The sequence below is a fragment of the Erwinia sp. MYb416 genome (assembly GCF_037479575.1).
Classification (GTDB): domain Bacteria; phylum Pseudomonadota; class Gammaproteobacteria; order Enterobacterales; family Enterobacteriaceae; genus Erwinia; species Erwinia rhapontici.
On the sequence record NZ_JBBGYT010000438.1, the window covers coordinates 1,626,109 to 1,642,139 of the forward strand.

General features: G+C 51.6%; 24 protein-coding genes and 4 pseudogenes. 23 read left to right on the top strand and 5 right to left on the bottom strand.

Features of this window, described 5'->3' with window-relative positions:
* Positions 1-454: 454 nt before the first annotated feature.
* The 3 genes from rhuM to WH277_RS28735 all read right to left on the bottom strand — a co-directional run bounded on the left by rhuM (position 455) and on the right by WH277_RS28735 (position 1,860).
* Positions 455-844, bottom strand: coding sequence for a RhuM family protein (gene rhuM / locus WH277_RS17180; RefSeq protein ID WP_339506005.1), 390 nt, complete (start codon positions 842-844; stop codon positions 455-457).
* Positions 845-1,197: 353 nt separating this feature from the next.
* Complete coding sequence (locus WH277_RS17185; protein WP_339506006.1) at positions 1,198-1,692, bottom strand: LexA family protein; 495 nt, start codon at positions 1,690-1,692, stop codon at positions 1,198-1,200.
* A gap of 51 nt (positions 1,693-1,743) precedes the next feature.
* Positions 1,744-1,860, bottom strand: coding sequence for a helix-turn-helix domain-containing protein (locus WH277_RS28735; RefSeq protein WP_445235325.1), 117 nt, complete (start codon positions 1,858-1,860; stop codon positions 1,744-1,746).
* An 81-nt stretch (positions 1,861-1,941) separates the two neighbouring features.
* On the opposite strand from WH277_RS28735, the gene WH277_RS17190 reads away from it, so the two are divergent.
* From WH277_RS17190 to WH277_RS17225, 9 genes and pseudogenes are all read left to right on the top strand, one after another.
* Positions 1,942-2,127, top strand: a complete 186-nt coding sequence (locus tag WH277_RS17190) for a Cro/CI family transcriptional regulator (protein WP_338636989.1) — start codon at positions 1,942-1,944, stop codon at positions 2,125-2,127.
* Positions 2,128-2,238: 111 nt separating this feature from the next.
* Positions 2,239-2,511: a replication protein gene (locus WH277_RS28740; RefSeq protein WP_445235326.1), complete on the top strand. Its 273-nt coding sequence runs from the start codon at positions 2,239-2,241 to the stop codon at positions 2,509-2,511.
* 208 nt (positions 2,512-2,719) lie between these two features.
* On the top strand, positions 2,720-2,971 hold the full coding sequence (locus WH277_RS28745; RefSeq protein ID WP_445235327.1) for a hypothetical protein: 252 nt from the start codon (positions 2,720-2,722) through the stop codon (positions 2,969-2,971).
* Positions 2,968-3,666: a replication protein P gene (locus WH277_RS17205; protein ID WP_339506007.1), complete on the top strand. Its 699-nt coding sequence runs from the start codon at positions 2,968-2,970 to the stop codon at positions 3,664-3,666. Before WH277_RS28745 ends, WH277_RS17205 begins: the two co-directional genes overlap by 4 nt.
* Positions 3,663-3,884 (top strand): hypothetical protein, encoded by a 222-nt coding sequence (locus WH277_RS17210; protein WP_339506008.1) that lies wholly within the window; start codon positions 3,663-3,665, stop codon positions 3,882-3,884. The genes WH277_RS17205 and WH277_RS17210 overlap by 4 nt, the downstream gene beginning before the upstream one ends.
* Before the next feature lie 2 nt (positions 3,885-3,886).
* Positions 3,887-4,105 (top strand): annotated as a pseudogene (locus tag WH277_RS17215) (recombination protein NinB); the annotation flags it as partial.
* Positions 4,099-4,166, top strand: a pseudogene (locus WH277_RS28750) (hypothetical protein); the annotation flags it as partial. The pseudogenes WH277_RS17215 and WH277_RS28750, both read left to right, overlap by 7 nt.
* 33 nt (positions 4,167-4,199) lie before the next feature.
* On the top strand, positions 4,200-4,481 hold the full coding sequence (locus WH277_RS17220) for a recombination protein NinG (RefSeq protein ID WP_445235328.1): 282 nt from the start codon (positions 4,200-4,202) through the stop codon (positions 4,479-4,481).
* A gap of 112 nt (positions 4,482-4,593) precedes the next feature.
* Positions 4,594-5,004, top strand: a pseudogene (locus tag WH277_RS17225) (antiterminator Q family protein); the annotation flags it as partial.
* A gap of 190 nt (positions 5,005-5,194) precedes the next feature.
* Here the strand turns inward: WH277_RS17225 and WH277_RS17230 are convergent.
* Entirely contained in the window at positions 5,195-5,662 is a 468-nt protein-coding gene (locus WH277_RS17230) for a DUF6037 family protein (protein ID WP_339506009.1), read from the bottom strand.
* Positions 5,663-5,840: 178 nt separating this feature from the next.
* Between WH277_RS17230 and WH277_RS17235 the strand changes: the two genes are divergently transcribed.
* The 5 genes from WH277_RS17235 (at position 5,841) to WH277_RS17255 (ending at position 8,850) form a co-directional block, all read left to right on the top strand.
* Positions 5,841-6,056 carry a class II holin family protein gene (locus WH277_RS17235; RefSeq protein ID WP_167863905.1) on the top strand — a complete coding sequence of 72 codons (216 nt, stop codon included), beginning with the start codon at positions 5,841-5,843 and terminating at the stop codon, positions 6,054-6,056.
* On the top strand, positions 6,056-6,529 hold the full coding sequence (locus WH277_RS17240) for a lysozyme (RefSeq protein ID WP_339506010.1): 474 nt from the start codon (positions 6,056-6,058) through the stop codon (positions 6,527-6,529). Before WH277_RS17235 ends, WH277_RS17240 begins: the two co-directional genes overlap by 1 nt.
* A 145-nt stretch (positions 6,530-6,674) precedes the next feature.
* Positions 6,675-6,977 (top strand): lysis protein, encoded by a 303-nt coding sequence (locus WH277_RS17245; protein ID WP_445235329.1) that lies wholly within the window; start codon positions 6,675-6,677, stop codon positions 6,975-6,977.
* A 436-nt stretch (positions 6,978-7,413) separates the two neighbouring features.
* Entirely contained in the window at positions 7,414-7,980 is a 567-nt protein-coding gene (locus tag WH277_RS17250; RefSeq protein WP_339506012.1) for a hypothetical protein, read from the top strand.
* Positions 7,981-8,454: 474 nt separating this feature from the next.
* A complete protein-coding gene (locus WH277_RS17255) occupies positions 8,455-8,850 on the top strand; it encodes a hypothetical protein (RefSeq protein WP_339506013.1) in 396 nt (131 codons plus the stop codon).
* Between the two features lie 39 nt (positions 8,851-8,889).
* Here WH277_RS17255 and WH277_RS17260 read toward each other — a convergent pair whose 3' ends face one another.
* Entirely contained in the window at positions 8,890-9,027 is a 138-nt protein-coding gene (locus WH277_RS17260; protein WP_339506014.1) for a hypothetical protein, read from the bottom strand.
* Between the two features lie 561 nt (positions 9,028-9,588).
* Between WH277_RS17260 and WH277_RS17265 the strand changes: the two genes are divergently transcribed.
* The 9 genes and pseudogenes from WH277_RS17265 to WH277_RS17305 all read left to right on the top strand — a co-directional run bounded on the left by WH277_RS17265 (position 9,589) and on the right by WH277_RS17305 (position 16,023).
* Entirely contained in the window at positions 9,589-10,587 is a 999-nt protein-coding gene (locus tag WH277_RS17265; RefSeq protein ID WP_339506015.1) for a terminase small subunit, read from the top strand.
* A complete protein-coding gene (locus tag WH277_RS17270) occupies positions 10,565-10,903 on the top strand; it encodes a terminase large subunit domain-containing protein (protein ID WP_339506016.1) in 339 nt (112 codons plus the stop codon). The genes WH277_RS17265 and WH277_RS17270 overlap by 23 nt, the downstream gene beginning before the upstream one ends.
* Positions 10,857-11,246 carry a terminase large subunit domain-containing protein gene (locus WH277_RS17275; RefSeq protein WP_339506394.1) on the top strand — a complete coding sequence of 130 codons (390 nt, stop codon included), beginning with the start codon at positions 10,857-10,859 and terminating at the stop codon, positions 11,244-11,246. Before WH277_RS17270 ends, WH277_RS17275 begins: the two co-directional genes overlap by 47 nt.
* The gene (locus WH277_RS17280; protein WP_339506395.1) at positions 11,239-11,511 is read left to right on the top strand and encodes a phage terminase large subunit family protein; all 273 of its coding nucleotides are present in this window, start codon (positions 11,239-11,241) and stop codon (positions 11,509-11,511) included. Before WH277_RS17275 ends, WH277_RS17280 begins: the two co-directional genes overlap by 8 nt.
* Positions 11,511-12,929 (top strand): DUF4055 domain-containing protein, encoded by a 1,419-nt coding sequence (locus WH277_RS17285; protein ID WP_339506017.1) that lies wholly within the window; start codon positions 11,511-11,513, stop codon positions 12,927-12,929. The genes WH277_RS17280 and WH277_RS17285 overlap by 1 nt, the downstream gene beginning before the upstream one ends.
* On the top strand, positions 12,901-13,983 hold the full coding sequence (locus tag WH277_RS17290; protein WP_339506018.1) for a hypothetical protein: 1,083 nt from the start codon (positions 12,901-12,903) through the stop codon (positions 13,981-13,983). The genes WH277_RS17285 and WH277_RS17290 overlap by 29 nt, the downstream gene beginning before the upstream one ends.
* A gap of 85 nt (positions 13,984-14,068) precedes the next feature.
* Complete coding sequence (locus tag WH277_RS17295; RefSeq protein WP_339506019.1) at positions 14,069-14,848, top strand: hypothetical protein; 780 nt, start codon at positions 14,069-14,071, stop codon at positions 14,846-14,848.
* Positions 14,849-14,892: 44 nt separating this feature from the next.
* Positions 14,893-15,735 (top strand): annotated as a pseudogene (locus tag WH277_RS17300) (major capsid protein); the annotation flags it as partial.
* 6 nt (positions 15,736-15,741) lie between these two features.
* Positions 15,742-16,023 carry an Ig-like domain-containing protein gene (locus tag WH277_RS17305; RefSeq protein ID WP_339506396.1) on the top strand — a complete coding sequence of 94 codons (282 nt, stop codon included), beginning with the start codon at positions 15,742-15,744 and terminating at the stop codon, positions 16,021-16,023.
* Positions 16,024-16,031 lie beyond the last annotated feature (8 nt).

Sequence of the window (16,031 nt, forward strand, 5' to 3'; positions counted from 1 at the left end):
TTCCTGGTTTAGCGCCTTGCAGTCGAATGCCGATGCTTCCTCTGAGGTAACTGACGGAGAATTTAGTTACGTGCATCGAAGCGTTCCGGGCTTACTGTATAGATAGCGTAATATCGGCAGGGAAGTAATGAACTTTAGGATGGACGTAAAAAAACCGACGCGGTGGCCGGCCATGTTTATAAATTCTTAGTTCTTTTCATGACATTACTGTTGTCTAAGGTATAATCGAACAAAAATGGGGAGGCTTTCTGACGTAATTAGAACTCTTGCTGCAGAAAATCGCAGAATTGATGGCAAACCTTCTGCTCGCATGACTACGCTGCTAAATGCTGTCGTCAAAACCTTAGATAGTGATGAATTTAAGAATGTCCCGCTTACACTTGAAGGTATTGAATTATAAAAATTATAAAACTCCCCGACTCAGTGCTCGTAGTCGGGATGGCGTGATTAATTTTTAAAAAAGGTGATCAAATTCTCCAAGTGCATAAAGCTCGTGAGAACCCCATTGGCGAAAAGCAATAGCCTTCTTAGCATTGACTCTAAAGCCAACACTGATGATGACATCCATATTGAAATGGTTGATTGTTCTGCGAACGGAGCGTAAACCCTCATTTCGAACTACTGCAAAAAGTGCAGTAGTTGACTGCTCATCTAATTCGCCATCATTAAATATATTCGATATGTGCCTGATTATATTGGTTTCATCGACATCATATAATGCAGCTATATCACGAGATGTGACCCAAATATCTTTAGATTGATTATGGATCTTTACATCTACTAAAGTTTCACCGACTTTGTAGACGGCTAGAGTCAAATCATCTTGGTTTACATCTGGAGGCATTTTCTGTACCTAATCTAACCCTGGAAACAATAAGCGACCCGATCTATGCCAAGTTCGCGCTGTGTGTAAATCATCGGCAACTGCCGCAGAAACTTAAAACCCCATCTCTGCGACCTCTTCCTAACAACTCCCTTACCCGAACGCCTTTTCCGACCACTAACCTATAGTCAGCCCAAGCACTGCGTTCACGAATCCAGCCACAAGCATTGCTAATCCCGAAATCAGAAAATTCTTCTCATGCCTCTTTCGCGCCAGATAGAACATTAGTGCCGCAACACAAAACATTGGGATTGCTACATACATGTAAACTGACATGCCATCTCCTTAGATAAAGGTCTCTTCAGGCCAATGGGCTAACGCCTATGGTTTTTCCGGCTAATCCTGTGCTCTATCATCGTGCCGATGATGTTCAGTTTGCCAGCATCTGAACGCAGAGTAGGGAAGTCATCATTGAGCGGAACCAGCTCGTACAAATCATTACCATGCATATCAACGCCAGTAGGGCGGTACTTTTTGAATACGGTCTCGCTCTTAACATCATCACGAGCAACAACGAAGTCACCAGGCACTGGATAAACGTCCGGATCGACGATGATGCGATCACCGGCATTGAATTTAGGCGCCATAGAGTCACCTTCAATCACAAGAGCAAAAGCGCTGTCTGAGCAATCGTCGTCCATTAACAAATAACTCATCCCGCCGTCGTACCCTCTGATTTCCTGACTTTCTGTCCATAGACCCGCCTGCACATAACTCAGGAGGGGAATTCTTTTGCTGCCCATTGCAGAAGGGGAAACGTTAGAAGCCGCCTCCTCACCTGTAGAAATGAAATTCGCCGTCACACCCATAGCTTTAGCCAGGGCCAGAAGGTTGTCACCTCTCGGTGCAGTTTCGTCTTTTTACCACTGGGAAATGGAAACGTGAGACACCCCGACTTTTGCAGCCAGGTCTTTCTGCGTAAGCCGCAGTTCTTTTCTTAGCGCACGTATGCGCTCGCCAACCGATGTGTTTTTCATAATTAAGATATCTTAAATCGTGTTGACTTAAGTTTCCTTTAGTTAGATAATTTAAGTGTTCTTTAATTTCGGAGCGAGTCTATGAAAAAGAAACATGTTATTGACCACTTCGGAACCCAGCGAGCAGTGGCACGTGCATTAGGCATTAGTGACGCAGCCGTATCTCAGTGGAAGGAGATTATCCCTGAGAAAGACGCCTACCGATTGGAAATCGTCACAGCTGGCGCCCTGAAGTACCAAGAGAAGTCTTACCGAGTAGCAGCATAAGCAACACCGCTCTTTAAAACCCTGAAGCCGCTCCCACCGCAATGTCGGAGCAACATTGCGCACTCACTGAGTGTGCACGTAACTAACTAATCAATATGGAAATAATACGTAATGGATAACGCAACTCAAAGCAAGAACGCCCGCCGCATTGAATCCGCATTACTGAACAAACTCGCGACTATCAGTCAGAAGGTGTTTGCAGAGAGGTTGGGCGTGGCGGAATACGTGGAGCGCCGTGTGGCTGACCTTGATGATGGGTATGTCAGACTGGCAACAATGATACTTGAAGAGATGGCGGGAGCGGATTTTACCAAGCGGCAGTTGGGGATAAAGAATCCCTCAAATTGGGGTATCACAATCCCTCAAAGCAGGGGGACACCATAGACATTACTACCAAAGACAATAAAAACATTACGTCAGAGAATTCTCGCGAATCCTCCAACGGTCCCCCTGAAGACCTTCCCATATCCCGGCCAGATGCAGCCACACAGTCCCCGAAAGGTGACAAGTGGGGTACTGCTGACGATCTGCGTGCTGCGGAGTGGTTGTATCGAAAAGTCGTGCATATATCACCGACAGCTGAGAAACCAACATGGTACGCATGGGCCAACGATATCCGTCTGATGCGCTGAAAATTACACACCGGGAAATCTGCGAGATCTTCGAGTGGGCGAACTCGGATGGTTTCTGGCAAACCAATATCCTGTGTCCTGCCAAACTGCGGAAGCAGTGGCCCACACTCAGGGCGCAGATGGCACAGCCTGGCCGCAGTCGGGCGCCAGATAACCCGCAGCAGGTTCCGCACTGGAACAGCCGCGAATCATGGGAGAACGATTTTTTATGAGAAACCTTGTTACAGCAATACAGAACCGGGATGGCAGCGTGCTGGCGCAGATGGCTGGTGATACGCCACCACCGGCCGATCGTGGCGTGCATGCAGACGTTGAGCGCCTGGTGGACACCCTGTTTTCGAACTTAAAGCAACTTTTCCCAGCATCCATCAGCACTGCTCTGCGCGATCCCAGGGATGAGGCCGCCGCTAAACGACAGTGGATCGCTGCTTTCGTTGAGAACGGCATCACCAGCAAGCAGCACCTGTCAGCAGGCATGAAGTATGCTCGCGCCAGCACTTCTCCGTTCTGGCCATCACCGGGACAATTTGTGGACTGGTGCCGACAGGGAGAGGCCAGTAAGTACGGCCTTCCTGATGCCGACCAGCTCTACGATATGGTGCTGGATTACAGTTCGCGCCGGGGTTTCTACAGCAGTCCGGAGAAATTCCCCTGGCAGAGTAACGAATGCTGGCTGATGGTTCCTGCGCTCTACTCGCAGATGCGATCGGGAAATCTCACTGCTGCTGAACTTCGGAATAAGTGTGTGAGGGAATTGCGCAGCATGGTTCGCCGCCTGGACTCCGGGGAGAAAATCCGTGCGCCGGTGGCCCAGCTGCCAGTGCTGTCCTGCCCGCTCAGCAACGAGAAGGGGCTGGATAAAATCGCGGAGATACGCGCCAGGTTTGGTATGAGGGGGAAATCGTGACACCTGACACCAATCCAACCATCCGATCCGCAACCATCACAATCACTCGGCATGAATTCTTCGGACTGTGTGAGGCGCAACTGGCGCTGGCCACCTGCCGGGAGCAACTGGAACAACTGGTCGAAAGCCGGTGCAAGCCGATCCGCACTGCTGCCAGAACCGCCCTGGAGCAACTTCAACAGGCGCAGATCAAACTGAGGGCCACCACAGGAGGCTGAAATTGAACAAACAAACCTACTTCCTGATCGACAATTTGCGACGGCAAAACTGCACAGAGTTCATCAGGCAACTACCCACCAACCCCGATACCCCCCTCGTAGTAACCATCCAGGAACGAACCCGCACCCTCGACCAGAACGCCAAACTATGGGCCTGCCTGAACGACGTCTCAGAGCAGGTTAACTGGCATGGCCGCAAGCTGACCAGCGAAGAGTGGAAGCAACAGCAAAAGCCGCCAGGAGGCGATGCAAAAACCCTGACTGCCGCGAATGGTTCAATCCTCCCTACCAGAATCACACATGGTGCAGTCCTGAGTGCGGGATGCTGGCCACTACCGGACTCGCGGCGCATCACCGGCAACCCGGTATGACGAAACCAACTGCCACAAGCAATGCGTTCAGTGTAACCAACACCTGTCCGGGAACATCGAAAACTATACGCCCAGGCTGATCATCAAAATAGGACAGGCCGCGTTCGATCGCCTGATGGGGCCACATCCGGTGAATAAGTGGACGCGTGAGGAGTTGCAGGAACTGTCCAGATTTTACCGTCAGAAAACCAGAGAGCTGCAAAAGCAACAGGAGCAGGCCGCATGACCTGGATTAAGAACTTACTAACCCTTTTTGCCCCTGTGAAACCTGAGCCACTGCAACGAAAGCGAAATAGCTACCCGGTTAATCAGCAGCGGATTATCAAGCGGAGAAAGCCATGAGCATACGCGAGTTAAATCTCACGAAAGACCAGCATGACTGGTTAAACAACTGGCTAGAACTTTGGGGCGCGTGGGTTTATAGCGGCAGGTTAGAAAAACGCATGAGCAGCATGATCGCTCAGTGGATGGAAAGCGTCGAACCCAGCGGGATCCAGAGCCGCCCGATGTGCAATGACGATGATGGAATGTTGATTTCTCAGGTCGTAGATTCCGTTATGCGCATTGACCAGCGGGCATTTGGTATTTTACTCAGCTACTACTCTCACGGAGCATCTAAGAGAGCTATTGCATCTTAATATCACTCGACTGCAAGACCACGCAAGTTCGTGTGCGGGAGGAAGGGGGAAGGGTGGCGCAAGCCCTCAATGTCGACATGCCGGAATGAGATCAACGATATTCTCAATGCAAAAAAGCCCCGGGATTAACGCCTTGGGCTTTTTTGTTTGTCATTTCCGGGGCTGCTACTATTCTTAATCTTGTAGCAACTCAATGCGCCGCCCTTTCGATGGATTGATTCATAATCAGAGACGATAAACAGGCGCACCATATTCAAGGCTCCGCATATGCGGGGCCTTTTTGCTTTACAGGGCTTCGATACTAACTTTCTGCTCTACTAACTGCCGTCCAGCAGCTGCTTATATTCCTTTCTTGGCATGTATTAGCTATCTCTGCGCCGAAGGCAGTGCGTGTTTTTTCAATATTATCATTGGTCACATGACCTCCTTTTTCGCCGTTATTTCTCCAGTGACTAAAAAACAGCTTCTCGTTTCCATTATCAATAGCAGCTCGGATAGCTGTCTGTCTGGCCGGCTGTTTTGATGGGATAGTTTCTGGGATGCTGTTTGAAAAGCTAGTGAAGAAATCTGACGTTTTGAATCGGTTGGCAGGGTCAGGCGTGACCCCCAGGGCATCCAAAAGATCCTTGTAAGCTGATTCTGGTCGGATGGCCGTGCCAATTTCAAATCCAGGTTGAACATTCACAATGAAAGCGCACTTGTGCCCAATTGCGCCGAACAAAAGTTGGAATGGCTTCCTATCTATCAGAAAAAAATGATTCAAAACCATCTTTGATCTGTATCACGCGACCATAATCGATACGATCCCCAAGACACCTTTAACGATTGGCAAGCTTCTGGGAGTCGCTGTTCTTTAGGCATTATAAAATTAAAAGGCTCACTTCGGTGGGCTTTTTTTAATTCCTTTCCCACCCACACACGGCACCACGGCAAAGCCGGAGGTGAATATGTATCGAATGGACAAACTAACAACGGGCATTGCCTACGGAGCGTCAGCGGGTAGCTCAGGCTTCTGGGCATTACAGCTCCTCGACAGAGTCAGCCCGTCCCAATGGGCGGCCATCGGGGTGCTTGGTAGCCTGGTGTTTGGTCTGCTGACGTTCCTCGCGAATCTCTATTTCAAAATCAAAGAAGACAGGCGTAAAGCCGCAAGGGGTCAGTAATGGCATTGTCACCACAACTGAAGAAAAGCATTGCCGGGGTTGTGAGTGGCGGCGCTCTGGCAATTGCAGCTGTCCTTATCCCTTCGCTTGAGGGGAAAGAGAACAAGCCTTATCAGGATGTCGTCGGTGTATGGACGGTCTGTTACGGCCACACTGGCCCCGACATCATCAAGAGCAAGACGTATACCGATGCGGAATGTCAGGCGATTCTGAATAAAGACCTGGTGCCATTTGCCCGGTCGGTAGAGCGTTCCGTGAAAGTCCCAGCCACTGAATACCAGAAGGCCGCGCTTATCTCATTCAGCTACAACGTTGGGGTGAGTGCGTTCGAGCGATCGTCTCTGCTTCGTAAGCTGAATGCAGGTGACTACACCGGGGCGTGTGACGGCCTGCGCCAGTGGATTTATGCAGGGAAAGGCCTGATGAATCGACGCGAGATTGAGCGGGAAGTCTGCATGTGGAGTCAGAAATGAATGGCCGTGCCTGGCTGATTATCGCCGTGGAATTTCTGGTCGCAGTCGTCGTAGTGCTTATCTTGTCGTCTCAGCTTACGAAGCAAAAGACCCGGGCTGACAATCCGAGTCCCAGGCAAAGCAGCGGCAGGAAACCATCAATGACATGCAGACGCGCCAGCGTGACGTTGCTGTGCTCGATACGAAATACACAAAGGAATTGGCTGATGCCAAAGCTAAGCTTGATGCTCTTCAGCAGTGTGTTAGTTCTGGCAAGTGTGGGCTGCGCCTCAACGCAACCTGCTCAAAGGGTAGCACCACCACAGCCGGCAGCATGGGCGATGATGCCACCGCCCGACTTAACGACTCCGCTCAACGGGATTATTTCACTCTCAGAGAGCGAATCACTACAATCACTGGGCAGGTGAACTATCTCCAGCAGTACATCAGAGAGCAATGCCTCAGATAAACAGGCCGCTTTAACAAAGGCTCTCGAAATTGTACTCTGAATCCCTTCTAATGGTTTTGGAAAAATTGCGCATGCCAGGGTTTATCAGTGACTACAAAGGGGGCTTTTATCGAAAGAGCACAATCAGTATCAAGCGGTGGATTTACTTCTTTCTAAAGAGTTCATTGCTGTTTCTGCTGTTGTTACTATTATTTAGCGTCGTTCAGTATGCGCTCATAACATACACTCCATTGCTTGAATACGTGACTGTGTCTGGGATAAAGCAATCCAACATGTATGGCATCATTCTGATGCTTACTATCAGTTTTTCCCCTTCAGTTCTCTACCTGGTCAAAATCATCAGGCAGTGAGCATCACAAGGCCCATTTGCGAGTGGGCCTGATGATGTAGAAAATAAAAAAAAATAGTAATATGTCCATTTTTGAAGTGAGGGGATATGGACGCAGATATAATTTCTTATGAATCTATGGTATCGACACAGGAAGCTGCTAAATGGGCTTTTTGGGCGATGATTGGAACTTGGTTTTCTGGTTTTGCCACATTTATAGCGGTTTTAGGGACGCTGTTTTTAGCTAACAGAAAGCCTAAAGCCTTTGTAACCTGTAAGGTTGGGCGGCGCATTATATTTGGCTCAAATGCACTGCTTCAGAAAATCCAGGAAAATGGTATTGCCATCGAAGTAACCAACCAATCATCAGTTCCTGCTCAGATCGTGAGTATCGGATGGAAGGTAGGAAAAAAAATTTATTTTCACCAAATTTTTGGTGATGCCAATTCAGCTACCCTTCCAAAAAAAATTGAGTACGGTGAGAAGGCGCTATTCTGGATAAAACTTGATGATAAAGAACAGTGGCTCGAAGGGATTGCTGAAAAAATAATCAATCAAGGTGGTAGTATTAAGAACCTAAGGTGTCTGGTAAACATCTCAACGGGTAAGAGTTTCAGCGTTAAACCCGAGAAGGAATTCATTTCAGAGTTGTTAGCTGCATCAGTACCGAAATGAATGGATCCAAGATATAGGCACTAGCCAGCACAGCCAAACATAATCAGGTGCGCGAGATGTCGGTTAATCCCGATCCGGACGAAGCGTGACGCCGATACAGACCCGTGAGGTGGCGCGGCAGCCAATACCGATGGGTCCATGGGTTCGAATCCCATCCTGATTACCAATCAAAAAGATAAATTTCTCTTCACTAGGATTAATCCTAACGATATCGTGTAGCCTCACTTTATGAAATGGAGGTTGTGATGTTAGAAGGTTATTTTGATTGAAGCGGTTAAAGGCTATATTTCTGACGTTGCAGACGCCATACAAACCGCACTGGAAAAAAATTAACAATTAACCGCCTACGGGCGGTTTTTTATTTTTTGCTAAAAACTGCATTCACTGAGTTCACTTTTTAGCATAAACACAATGAATCATCGGTTTGCGGTTATTACCGAGAGATGTCTCCATCTGTCCAGCAGGAAACTCCAAATGAGCAACGATGATCATAAACCTGACGGGCGATTGCCTTTCGGTTACTCCCCCGATTCCCTTAAAAATATCAACATCACGATTTATGGTCTTGAGCAATGGAAAGACGGAATAGTGTCCGGCGCGGAAGTCCGTATAGATATTTTGCAAAAGGGTAAGTGCATCCACAGCGAAGTATTTTCAGGGAAAGCCTCGGCCCTGAAAGTTTCAGCGGAATTTTCAGATGCTGTCCTCGTAGAGCGTGGACAAGTATTCATCAAGCAGGCATTCATCAAAGATGGCATTGCCGATGCAGAATCGAAATTGAGCGAAAAAATGCGCAAGCTGATTGATGATGCTGTGAGTGAAGGTATTCGTAACAGTCTTCGCCCTGGCGGCTTACTTCACGGTCGATAACCTCCTTCGGGAGGTTTTTTATTGCCATCACCATGGCAGTCAGAAAAAGCTTTTTGGAAGTGGGAATGCAGCCCCACAACCAAGCGTAAAAAGGAAGACGTCATTCATAGTCACATCATTAGTTGGGTCGAACACCTTGCGGTAGACAGCTTGGCACTTCTGGATGGATTTCTTCATGGCGTTACTCCTTGCTCGGATTGTTTCATTCATTATGGATAGTGTTTTTGGGATTAGTGGCAACCAAAGCAGCCCTATCGTTATTACATTTTTCACAACTTGAATGACGTCACCTTCGCAGCTTCCAAAAAGCTCTATGGAGAGTATTGATCTTCTTCGTTAAATATTAAAGGGAAAAATAATGGCATCACCTGACTGGGAGGCTATCGAATAGCATTGCCGGGATGGTGGCAGCATTTTTCAGCACATACACTGCAGTTCATCGGGAGGGCAGGTGTAACCTACCCTCCCAGTTAATCACCTAATCCAAACCTCAGAAATTGACAGGATAAGCTGAAGTATCTCTATCAGAAGTTGCATCTTACTTTCTGGCATTAGCAGGAAAACAGTAGGGCATCCGATAGTGATTAGTGTAGCGAAAAAATATTTCATAATTGTCATTCCAGTATCAATGGAGTGACTAATTAGCGAGGGCGAGCCAAGCCAAGCCTGAAATTTAGATCTATTTATGAGTAAGTTCATTAACTAATTGATTATAAATGAATTAAAGTTGGAAAAAATATGGCAAAACCGGACTGGGGGGCCATTCAGAAAGAGTTCCTCGCCGATCACGCCATATCAGGAATATCACCGAAGGAGTGGTGCGAGGCGCGGGGTTATAACTACTCCACGGCCCGCCGCTACATCAAGCACCCTTCTGCGCAAAATGCGCAAACAACTGCGCAGGAGAAAGTGCGCAGTGCGCAGTCAAAGCGCAGCGCAAAACAGCTCGTTGCTAATGACAACCTGACCGACCAGCAACGTCGGTTTGTTGCCGAGTACCTCAAAGATAACAACGCTACTCAGGCCGCTGTCCGCGCCGGGTACAGCGTTGCGTCTGCCGGGCAACTTGGATATCAGTTGCTTCAAAAACCTTCAATAATCGACGCCATCACTGAGCAGCAGACTGCGCAGATGTCCCGCGTGCTGATTTCGGCGGATACCGTTCTTGCGCAGATGTGGCAACTGGCCACGTTCGACGCTAACGACCTGTCGCAATATCGAAGGGGCTGCTGTCGATACTGCTGGGGCTTCGGCCATAACTACCAGTGGCGCGATATGGTCGAGTTTGACGAGAAGCACGTTGAGGCGGTTGAGCGAAAGCAGCGCGAACCAGTCGACGCAGGCGGCTACGGCTACGACGCAACGAAGCCCGCTAATCCCGAATGCCCGCGCTGCAATGGCGAGGGGTTGGGTCGTGCGTATATTCAGGACACACGCGAACTGCCGCCGATTGCCCGCCTCGCTTACTCCGGTACGAAGGTAGGCAAAAACGGCATTGAGCTGGCCAGCATAAGCCGGGAACGGATGTTCGAAGCGGTGGCGAAGCGGCTCGGCCTGGCGGATACCGAATTCACGCAGAAATTGCAGCAGATCGAAATTGAAAAGCGTCAGCTTGAGATCGAGAAACTGCGCAAAGAGTTGGCAGAGGATGGCGATGACAAGCAGCCAACGCCAGTGCAGATAAATATAAACGTAGTAGACGCGAGGGCAGACGATGGGGATCAGCCCGACGCTTAATATCCCGCAGGCGCGATTTCTCGCGATGCCGCATAAGTTCAAGGCTTACGTGGCCGGTTTCGGCAGCGGCAAGACGTGGGTAGGGTGTGGCGGCATCTGTAAGGGCTTCTGGGAGTTCCCCAAAATCAACCAGGGTTACTTTGCGCCGACTTACCCGCAGATCCGCGACATCTTCTACCCAACGGTAGAGGAGGTGGCTTTCGACTGGGGTCTGAACGTCAAGATCAACGAGAGCAACAAAGAGGTCCATTTCTACGAGGGCCGAACGTATCGCGGTACCACTATCTGCCGATCGATGGAGACAGCAGTTTGTTAAGGCGGTGCGCGATAAACCGGAGCTGGCCACGCTTTACGGACTCACTCAGGCCAGCACATTCGACAATGCGAAGAACCTGCCGCCTGACTACATCTCGTCGCTGCTGGGTTCATATCCGGAAGAGTTGATCAAAGCCTACCTGCGCGGCCAGTTCACTAACCTGGCCAGCGGCACCATTTACCACCAGTTCGACCGCAGGAAAAATAACTGCAGCGATGAAGAGCAGCCAGGCGAGGCGCTGTTTATCGGAATGGATTTCCTCGGGCGACAGCCGCAAATCGAACAACGCCAGCGAAACCGATATCGCACAGCTCAAACAGGCCGGGTTCAGCGTGATGGTTAACCCGTCTAACCCACCTGTGAAAGACCGAATTAACTCGATGAACGCTATGTTCTGCAACGCGCTGGGTGAACGCCGCTACCTGGTTAACGTACAACGCTGCCCGGTCTATACCGAATCACTGGAACAACAGGTGTGGGCCGATAACGGTGAACCGGACAAAAAGGCTGACAACGATCACCCGAACGATGGTGGCGGTTATTTCATCGTGAAGGACTACCCGATCGTGAAGCCTGCTTACTCAATCTCAATGGATACCACCTACTGATGGCAAACCACGACATCACTTTTGTTCGGCCGGAACATAAAGCGGCCTGCGCCAGCTGGAAAAAGGTGCGCGATTTCTGCCGGGGAGCTGATGCCGTTAAGGCTGCCGGGCACGCATATTTGCCAAAGCTTGACCCAACCGATACCTCCGTACGCAACAAGCGCCGCAACGAGGACTATCTGGCCCGCGCGGTGTTCTATGAAATTACCGGCAATACCAAGATCGGCATGCTGGGTATGGCCTTTCGCAAGGACCCGACCTTTACCGCGCCGGATAAGCTGAGCTATCTGCTGACCAATGCCGACGGGGCCGGTACCAGCATCTATCAGCAGTCGCAGCTGGTGACCGAGAACGTGCTGGAGGTGGCGCGCGACGGTCTCTACGTCGATTTCGCGGAGGATGGCCAGCAGGCAATCATCCTGCGCTATCAGGCCGAGCAGATCGTTAACTGGCGCACCGAGCGCATCAACGGTCGCGATCACCTGGTGCTGGTGGTGCTGCGCGAGTGCATCGAGGAGCCGGACGGCTACGGCTTTAAAGAGCTGATCCAGTACCGTGAACTGTTGCTGGAAGAGGGGCGCTTTAAGTGCCGGGTCTGGCGGCGCAGCGGCGACACGCAAAGCGGCACGTTCGAAATCAGCAGTGAGTACGAGCCAAAGCCCAAGGCAGAGGCGTTCTGGGATGAAATCCCGTTCACCTTTGTTGGCGCGCAGAATAACGATCCGTCAATCGATGAGTCGCCGCTGTCTGCACTGACCGAGATTAACCACGGGCACTACCGTAACAGTGCCGACTATGAGGATAGTGTCTGGTTCTGTGGGCAGGTTCAGCCGCATATCTCCGGCCTGGATGAGGGCTGGCGCGACTACCTGGAAAAGGCCGGTGTTAAGCTTGGCTCTCGATCGCCATTGCTGCTGCCGAAGGATGGCAGCTTTGGTTACGCCCAGGCGCAGCCAAATACGCTGGTTAAAGAGGCGATGGACAGCAAGCGCGACTACATGGTGGCGCTGGGCGCCCGTTTAATCGAGCAGAACTCCTCGGCGAAGACCGCCACTCAGTCGAGCGGGGAGCAGACGTCATCCACGTCTGTGCTGGGGGTCTGCGCCTCCAACGTCTCAGAAGCCTACAGCTGCGTGTTGGCCTGGTGCGCTCGTTATATCGGGCTGAAAAGCGAAACGACGACTTACACTATCAGCCAGGAATTTATTGCCAGGGTGGCCGAGTCCGGCATGGTGACTGCCATCGTTAACGCCTGGCAGTCCGGGGCCATTCGTAGCGCGGATCTGGTCAGGGCGCTGCAGAAGCTGGACCTGATCGATCCCGCAGCCGATCCAGAATCGGTTATAGACGAACTGAACAACCCACCACCCACGCTGATCGGCGGTATCAATGACAAAGGTAAACAACCACCTGCGTGATGAGGCGATAGCACACTCGCTGTTTGTCAGCCGTTTCGGCACCGGCGCGGCTAAGCGCATAGTGAAAATTCTCAACGACAGTGACGCTGAGCTGTCAGCGCGGTTACTGGTGGCAATGGACAGCCTTGGGCGCGATGGCTTCACAGTGAACCGCCTGGAGAGCCTGCTGGGAAGTGTCAGGGAGGTAAATCATACGGCGGTGCAGGGCGCATTCGGCACGCTGGCCGACGAGTTACTGGCGTTCGCTTCGCATGAGGTTGGCTATCAGCACGACCTGTTCGACGAGCTGTTGCCTCTGGCGGTGTTACGTCAATATCCACTGGCCGCAATCACACCCGATATGGCATATGCTGCGGCAATGTCCAGACCGTTCCAGGGGCGTCTGCTGAAAGAATGGGCGGAGAATCTGGAAACTGACCGACTCACACGGATCAGTAACACGGTCCGTTCCGGCTATCTGGCTGGCGACACAACCGAGCAGATAGCCAGAAAGGTTCGTGGTACCGCGACCAATAATTTTCAGGACGGATCGCTGCAAATGAGCAGGGCTAACGCTACCAGCATCACCAAGACAGCGGTGAGCCACGTTGCGGCGGTAGCTCGGGAAAGCTTTGCAGATGCAAACAGCGACATTCTCGACTGTACGCAATGGCTTTCGACACTCGACAATAAAACCACGCACACCTGCATCATCCGCGACCGTAAGAAATACACCCTGGATCACAAGCCAGTGGGACACAAAATTCCGTATCTGCAAGGCCCCGGCCGGATCCACTTCTGCTGTCGCTCAACGGAAACGCTGGTCACCAAGTCCTGGCGTGAACTGGGGATAGACAGTGACGAAATGGATGCAGGCACAAGGGCATCAATGGACGGGCAGATACCGGAGGATACGACGTATCTGGAGTGGCTTGCTCGTCAGTCACCAGACAGACAGGACCAAGTGCTAGGAGTTGAACGGGGGCGCATGTTCCGCGCCGGGGAGTTGCAACTAGGTGACATGTTCACCGACAAAGGTGAATGGATAACGCTGGCGCAACTCAAATCACTGTAATAGTCGCAAATAAATCATCTCTCATCAGGCTGCCCGCGGGCAGCTTTTTTTATGGGCAAAGCCCACCAAATCCCAAGGGGACAACATGCTTATTCGCAATATGTTCATCAAATATTACGCCGAGGCCGGTGCTGAGGATGGAGCCGGTAGCGGTGGTTCTCAAACGGAAATTTCCCCGGAGATCCAAAAGCTGATTGATGAGCGGGTTACCTCAGAGGTGACCGGATTGAAAAACAAAAACTCCGAGCTACTGGGCACCATTAAGCAGCAGAAAGATAACCTCTCACGTTTCGAAGGCATCGATCCTGACGCCGTCCGCGGCATCATCCAGCGCTTCTCCGACGACGAGGAGGCAAAGCTGATTGCGGCCGGAAAAGTGGACGAAGTGCTCGATAAGCGTACCGAGCGCATGCGTGCCGACGTCGACAAGCAGATCAAAGCTGCCAACGAACGCGCGGATAAAGCCGAAGCGTTCTCCAGTAAATTCCGGGATCGGGTACTCGGTGATGCTATTCGCGCTGCGGCGGCAAAAGCCGGCGCACTGGCGGAAGCGTCCGACGATCTGATCCTGCGCGCCAAAGGCGCATTCCAGCTCAACGACGAAGGCGAGGCCGTAGCGGTTGATGCAAATGGTGATGTTCTGTTCGGCAAAGACGGTAAAACGCCACTAACCCCGCTGGAGTGGGCCGAGTCGCTCAAGGAGACGGCACCCCACCTGTTCCCGCGCGCTGAAGGTACAGGCGCAGGCGGGCACAAATCAGGCAGCGGCGGGGGCAGTCTTAAACGCTCGGAAATGACATCCACTGACAAAGCAGCCTATATCCGTAAGCACGGCCAGCAGGCTTTCCTCCAACTTCCTAAGTGAAGGACAAATAAACCATGGCAACCACTGTAAAGAGTGACCTGAAGAACGGTGCGATCTTGCTGGATAACGAGCTGATCGAAGGCGATTTCCGTAAGCGCGCTTTCTACAAAGTTGGCGGCAGCATCGAGTCGCGCGACGTCAACTCAACCAGCACCATCACCGGCAAAAAAATTGGTGCAGGCGAGGCGGTATCGGTTAAGGCACCGTGGAAATACGGCCCTTACGAAACTACCGAAGAGGCCTTTAAACGTCGCGGGCGCAGCGTGGATGAGTTCTCAGAAGTGATCGGCGTGGACGTGGCCGACGCCACCCTCGAAGGTTACGTGAAATACGGACTGAAAGGACTGGTGGCGGCGATTGGCTCGAATGCCGACATGGTGGTGACCGCAAATATCGCTACTGACGGAAAGAAAACGCTGACCCGCGGCCTGCGTAAGTACGGCGACAAGTTCAACCGCGTGGTGCTGTTCGTTATGCACTCTGCCACCTATTTCGACATCATCGATGAGGCGATCGCCAACAAGATTTATGAAGAGGCGGGCGTAGTTGTGTACGGCGGCCAGCCGGGCACCCTGGGTAAGCCTGTGCTGGTGACCGATACAATGGACGTTAACGCGATCCTCGGGCTGGTGGCTGGCGCGGTGACCATCACAGAGTCGCAGGCTCCCGGCTTCCGCTCCTACGACATCAACACGCAGGAAAACCTCGCGGTAGGCTACCGTGCTGAAGGTACCGTGAATGTTGAGCTAATGGGCTACAGCTGGGATACCTCCAAAGGTGAAAATCCGGACCTGACTAAAATCGGCACCGGTGCCAACTGGAAAAAGCACGTCACCAGCAATAAGTCCACGGCTGGCGTGCTGATCAAGCTGGATGCCACCGTGGGTGGAGTAATGCTGTCGGCGGATAAAACCTCCGCAACTGCTGACAGCACTGACGCGGTAACCCTTTCGTTGAAATACACCAGAGATGGTGTAGGCGTCGGGGGCGAAAACGTCCTGTGGACGACTACTGGCGGCACCCTCAGCACTGACGCATCACGCACCGGCTCCACCGGCGGCGCTACCGTCAAACTCACCTCCGCCACTGCAGGCACCTTCACGGTCACCGCTTCGGTGGATGGCGTAAGCCAGACGTCGGAGGAGATTACCTTCACCACGCCGGCAGGCGGCTAACAGTATGG

Bases quoted from the DNA above. Each gene is read 5' to 3' on its own strand.
- WH277_RS17290 (WP_339506018.1), top strand. From the start codon at position 12,901: ATGACAAAGGTAAACAACCACCTGCGTGATGAGGCGATAGCACACTCG.
- WH277_RS28740 (WP_445235326.1), top strand. From the start codon at position 2,239: ATGGATAACGCAACTCAAAGCAAGAACGCCCGCCGCATTGAATCCGCA.
- WH277_RS17235 (WP_167863905.1), top strand. From the start codon at position 5,841: ATGTATCGAATGGACAAACTAACAACGGGCATTGCCTACGGAGCGTCA.
- WH277_RS17230 (WP_339506009.1), bottom strand. From the start codon at position 5,662: ATGGTTTTGAATCATTTTTTTCTGATAGATAGGAAGCCATTCCAACTT.
- WH277_RS17295 (WP_339506019.1), top strand. From the start codon at position 14,069: ATGCTTATTCGCAATATGTTCATCAAATATTACGCCGAGGCCGGTGCT.
- WH277_RS17270 (WP_339506016.1), top strand. From the start codon at position 10,565: ATGGGGATCAGCCCGACGCTTAATATCCCGCAGGCGCGATTTCTCGCG.
- rhuM (WP_339506005.1), bottom strand. From the start codon at position 844: ATGCCTCCAGATGTAAACCAAGATGATTTGACTCTAGCCGTCTACAAA.
- WH277_RS17265 (WP_339506015.1), top strand. From the start codon at position 9,589: ATGGCAAAACCGGACTGGGGGGCCATTCAGAAAGAGTTCCTCGCCGAT.
- WH277_RS17250 (WP_339506012.1), top strand. From the start codon at position 7,414: ATGGACGCAGATATAATTTCTTATGAATCTATGGTATCGACACAGGAA.
- WH277_RS28735 (WP_445235325.1), bottom strand. From the start codon at position 1,860: ATGAAAAACACATCGGTTGGCGAGCGCATACGTGCGCTAAGAAAAGAA.
- WH277_RS17190 (WP_338636989.1), top strand. From the start codon at position 1,942: ATGAAAAAGAAACATGTTATTGACCACTTCGGAACCCAGCGAGCAGTG.
- WH277_RS17285 (WP_339506017.1), top strand. From the start codon at position 11,511: ATGGCAAACCACGACATCACTTTTGTTCGGCCGGAACATAAAGCGGCC.
- WH277_RS17305 (WP_339506396.1), top strand. From the start codon at position 15,742: ATGCTGTCGGCGGATAAAACCTCCGCAACTGCTGACAGCACTGACGCG.
- WH277_RS17240 (WP_339506010.1), top strand. From the start codon at position 6,056: ATGGCATTGTCACCACAACTGAAGAAAAGCATTGCCGGGGTTGTGAGT.
- WH277_RS17260 (WP_339506014.1), bottom strand. From the start codon at position 9,027: ATGAAGAAATCCATCCAGAAGTGCCAAGCTGTCTACCGCAAGGTGTTC.
- WH277_RS17255 (WP_339506013.1), top strand. From the start codon at position 8,455: ATGAGCAACGATGATCATAAACCTGACGGGCGATTGCCTTTCGGTTAC.
- WH277_RS17245 (WP_445235329.1), top strand. From the start codon at position 6,675: ATGCAGACGCGCCAGCGTGACGTTGCTGTGCTCGATACGAAATACACA.
- WH277_RS17280 (WP_339506395.1), top strand. From the start codon at position 11,239: ATGGTTAACCCGTCTAACCCACCTGTGAAAGACCGAATTAACTCGATG.
- WH277_RS17205 (WP_339506007.1), top strand. From the start codon at position 2,968: ATGAGAAACCTTGTTACAGCAATACAGAACCGGGATGGCAGCGTGCTG.
- WH277_RS17185 (WP_339506006.1), bottom strand. From the start codon at position 1,692: ATGGGTGTGACGGCGAATTTCATTTCTACAGGTGAGGAGGCGGCTTCT.
- WH277_RS28745 (WP_445235327.1), top strand. From the start codon at position 2,720: ATGGTACGCATGGGCCAACGATATCCGTCTGATGCGCTGAAAATTACA.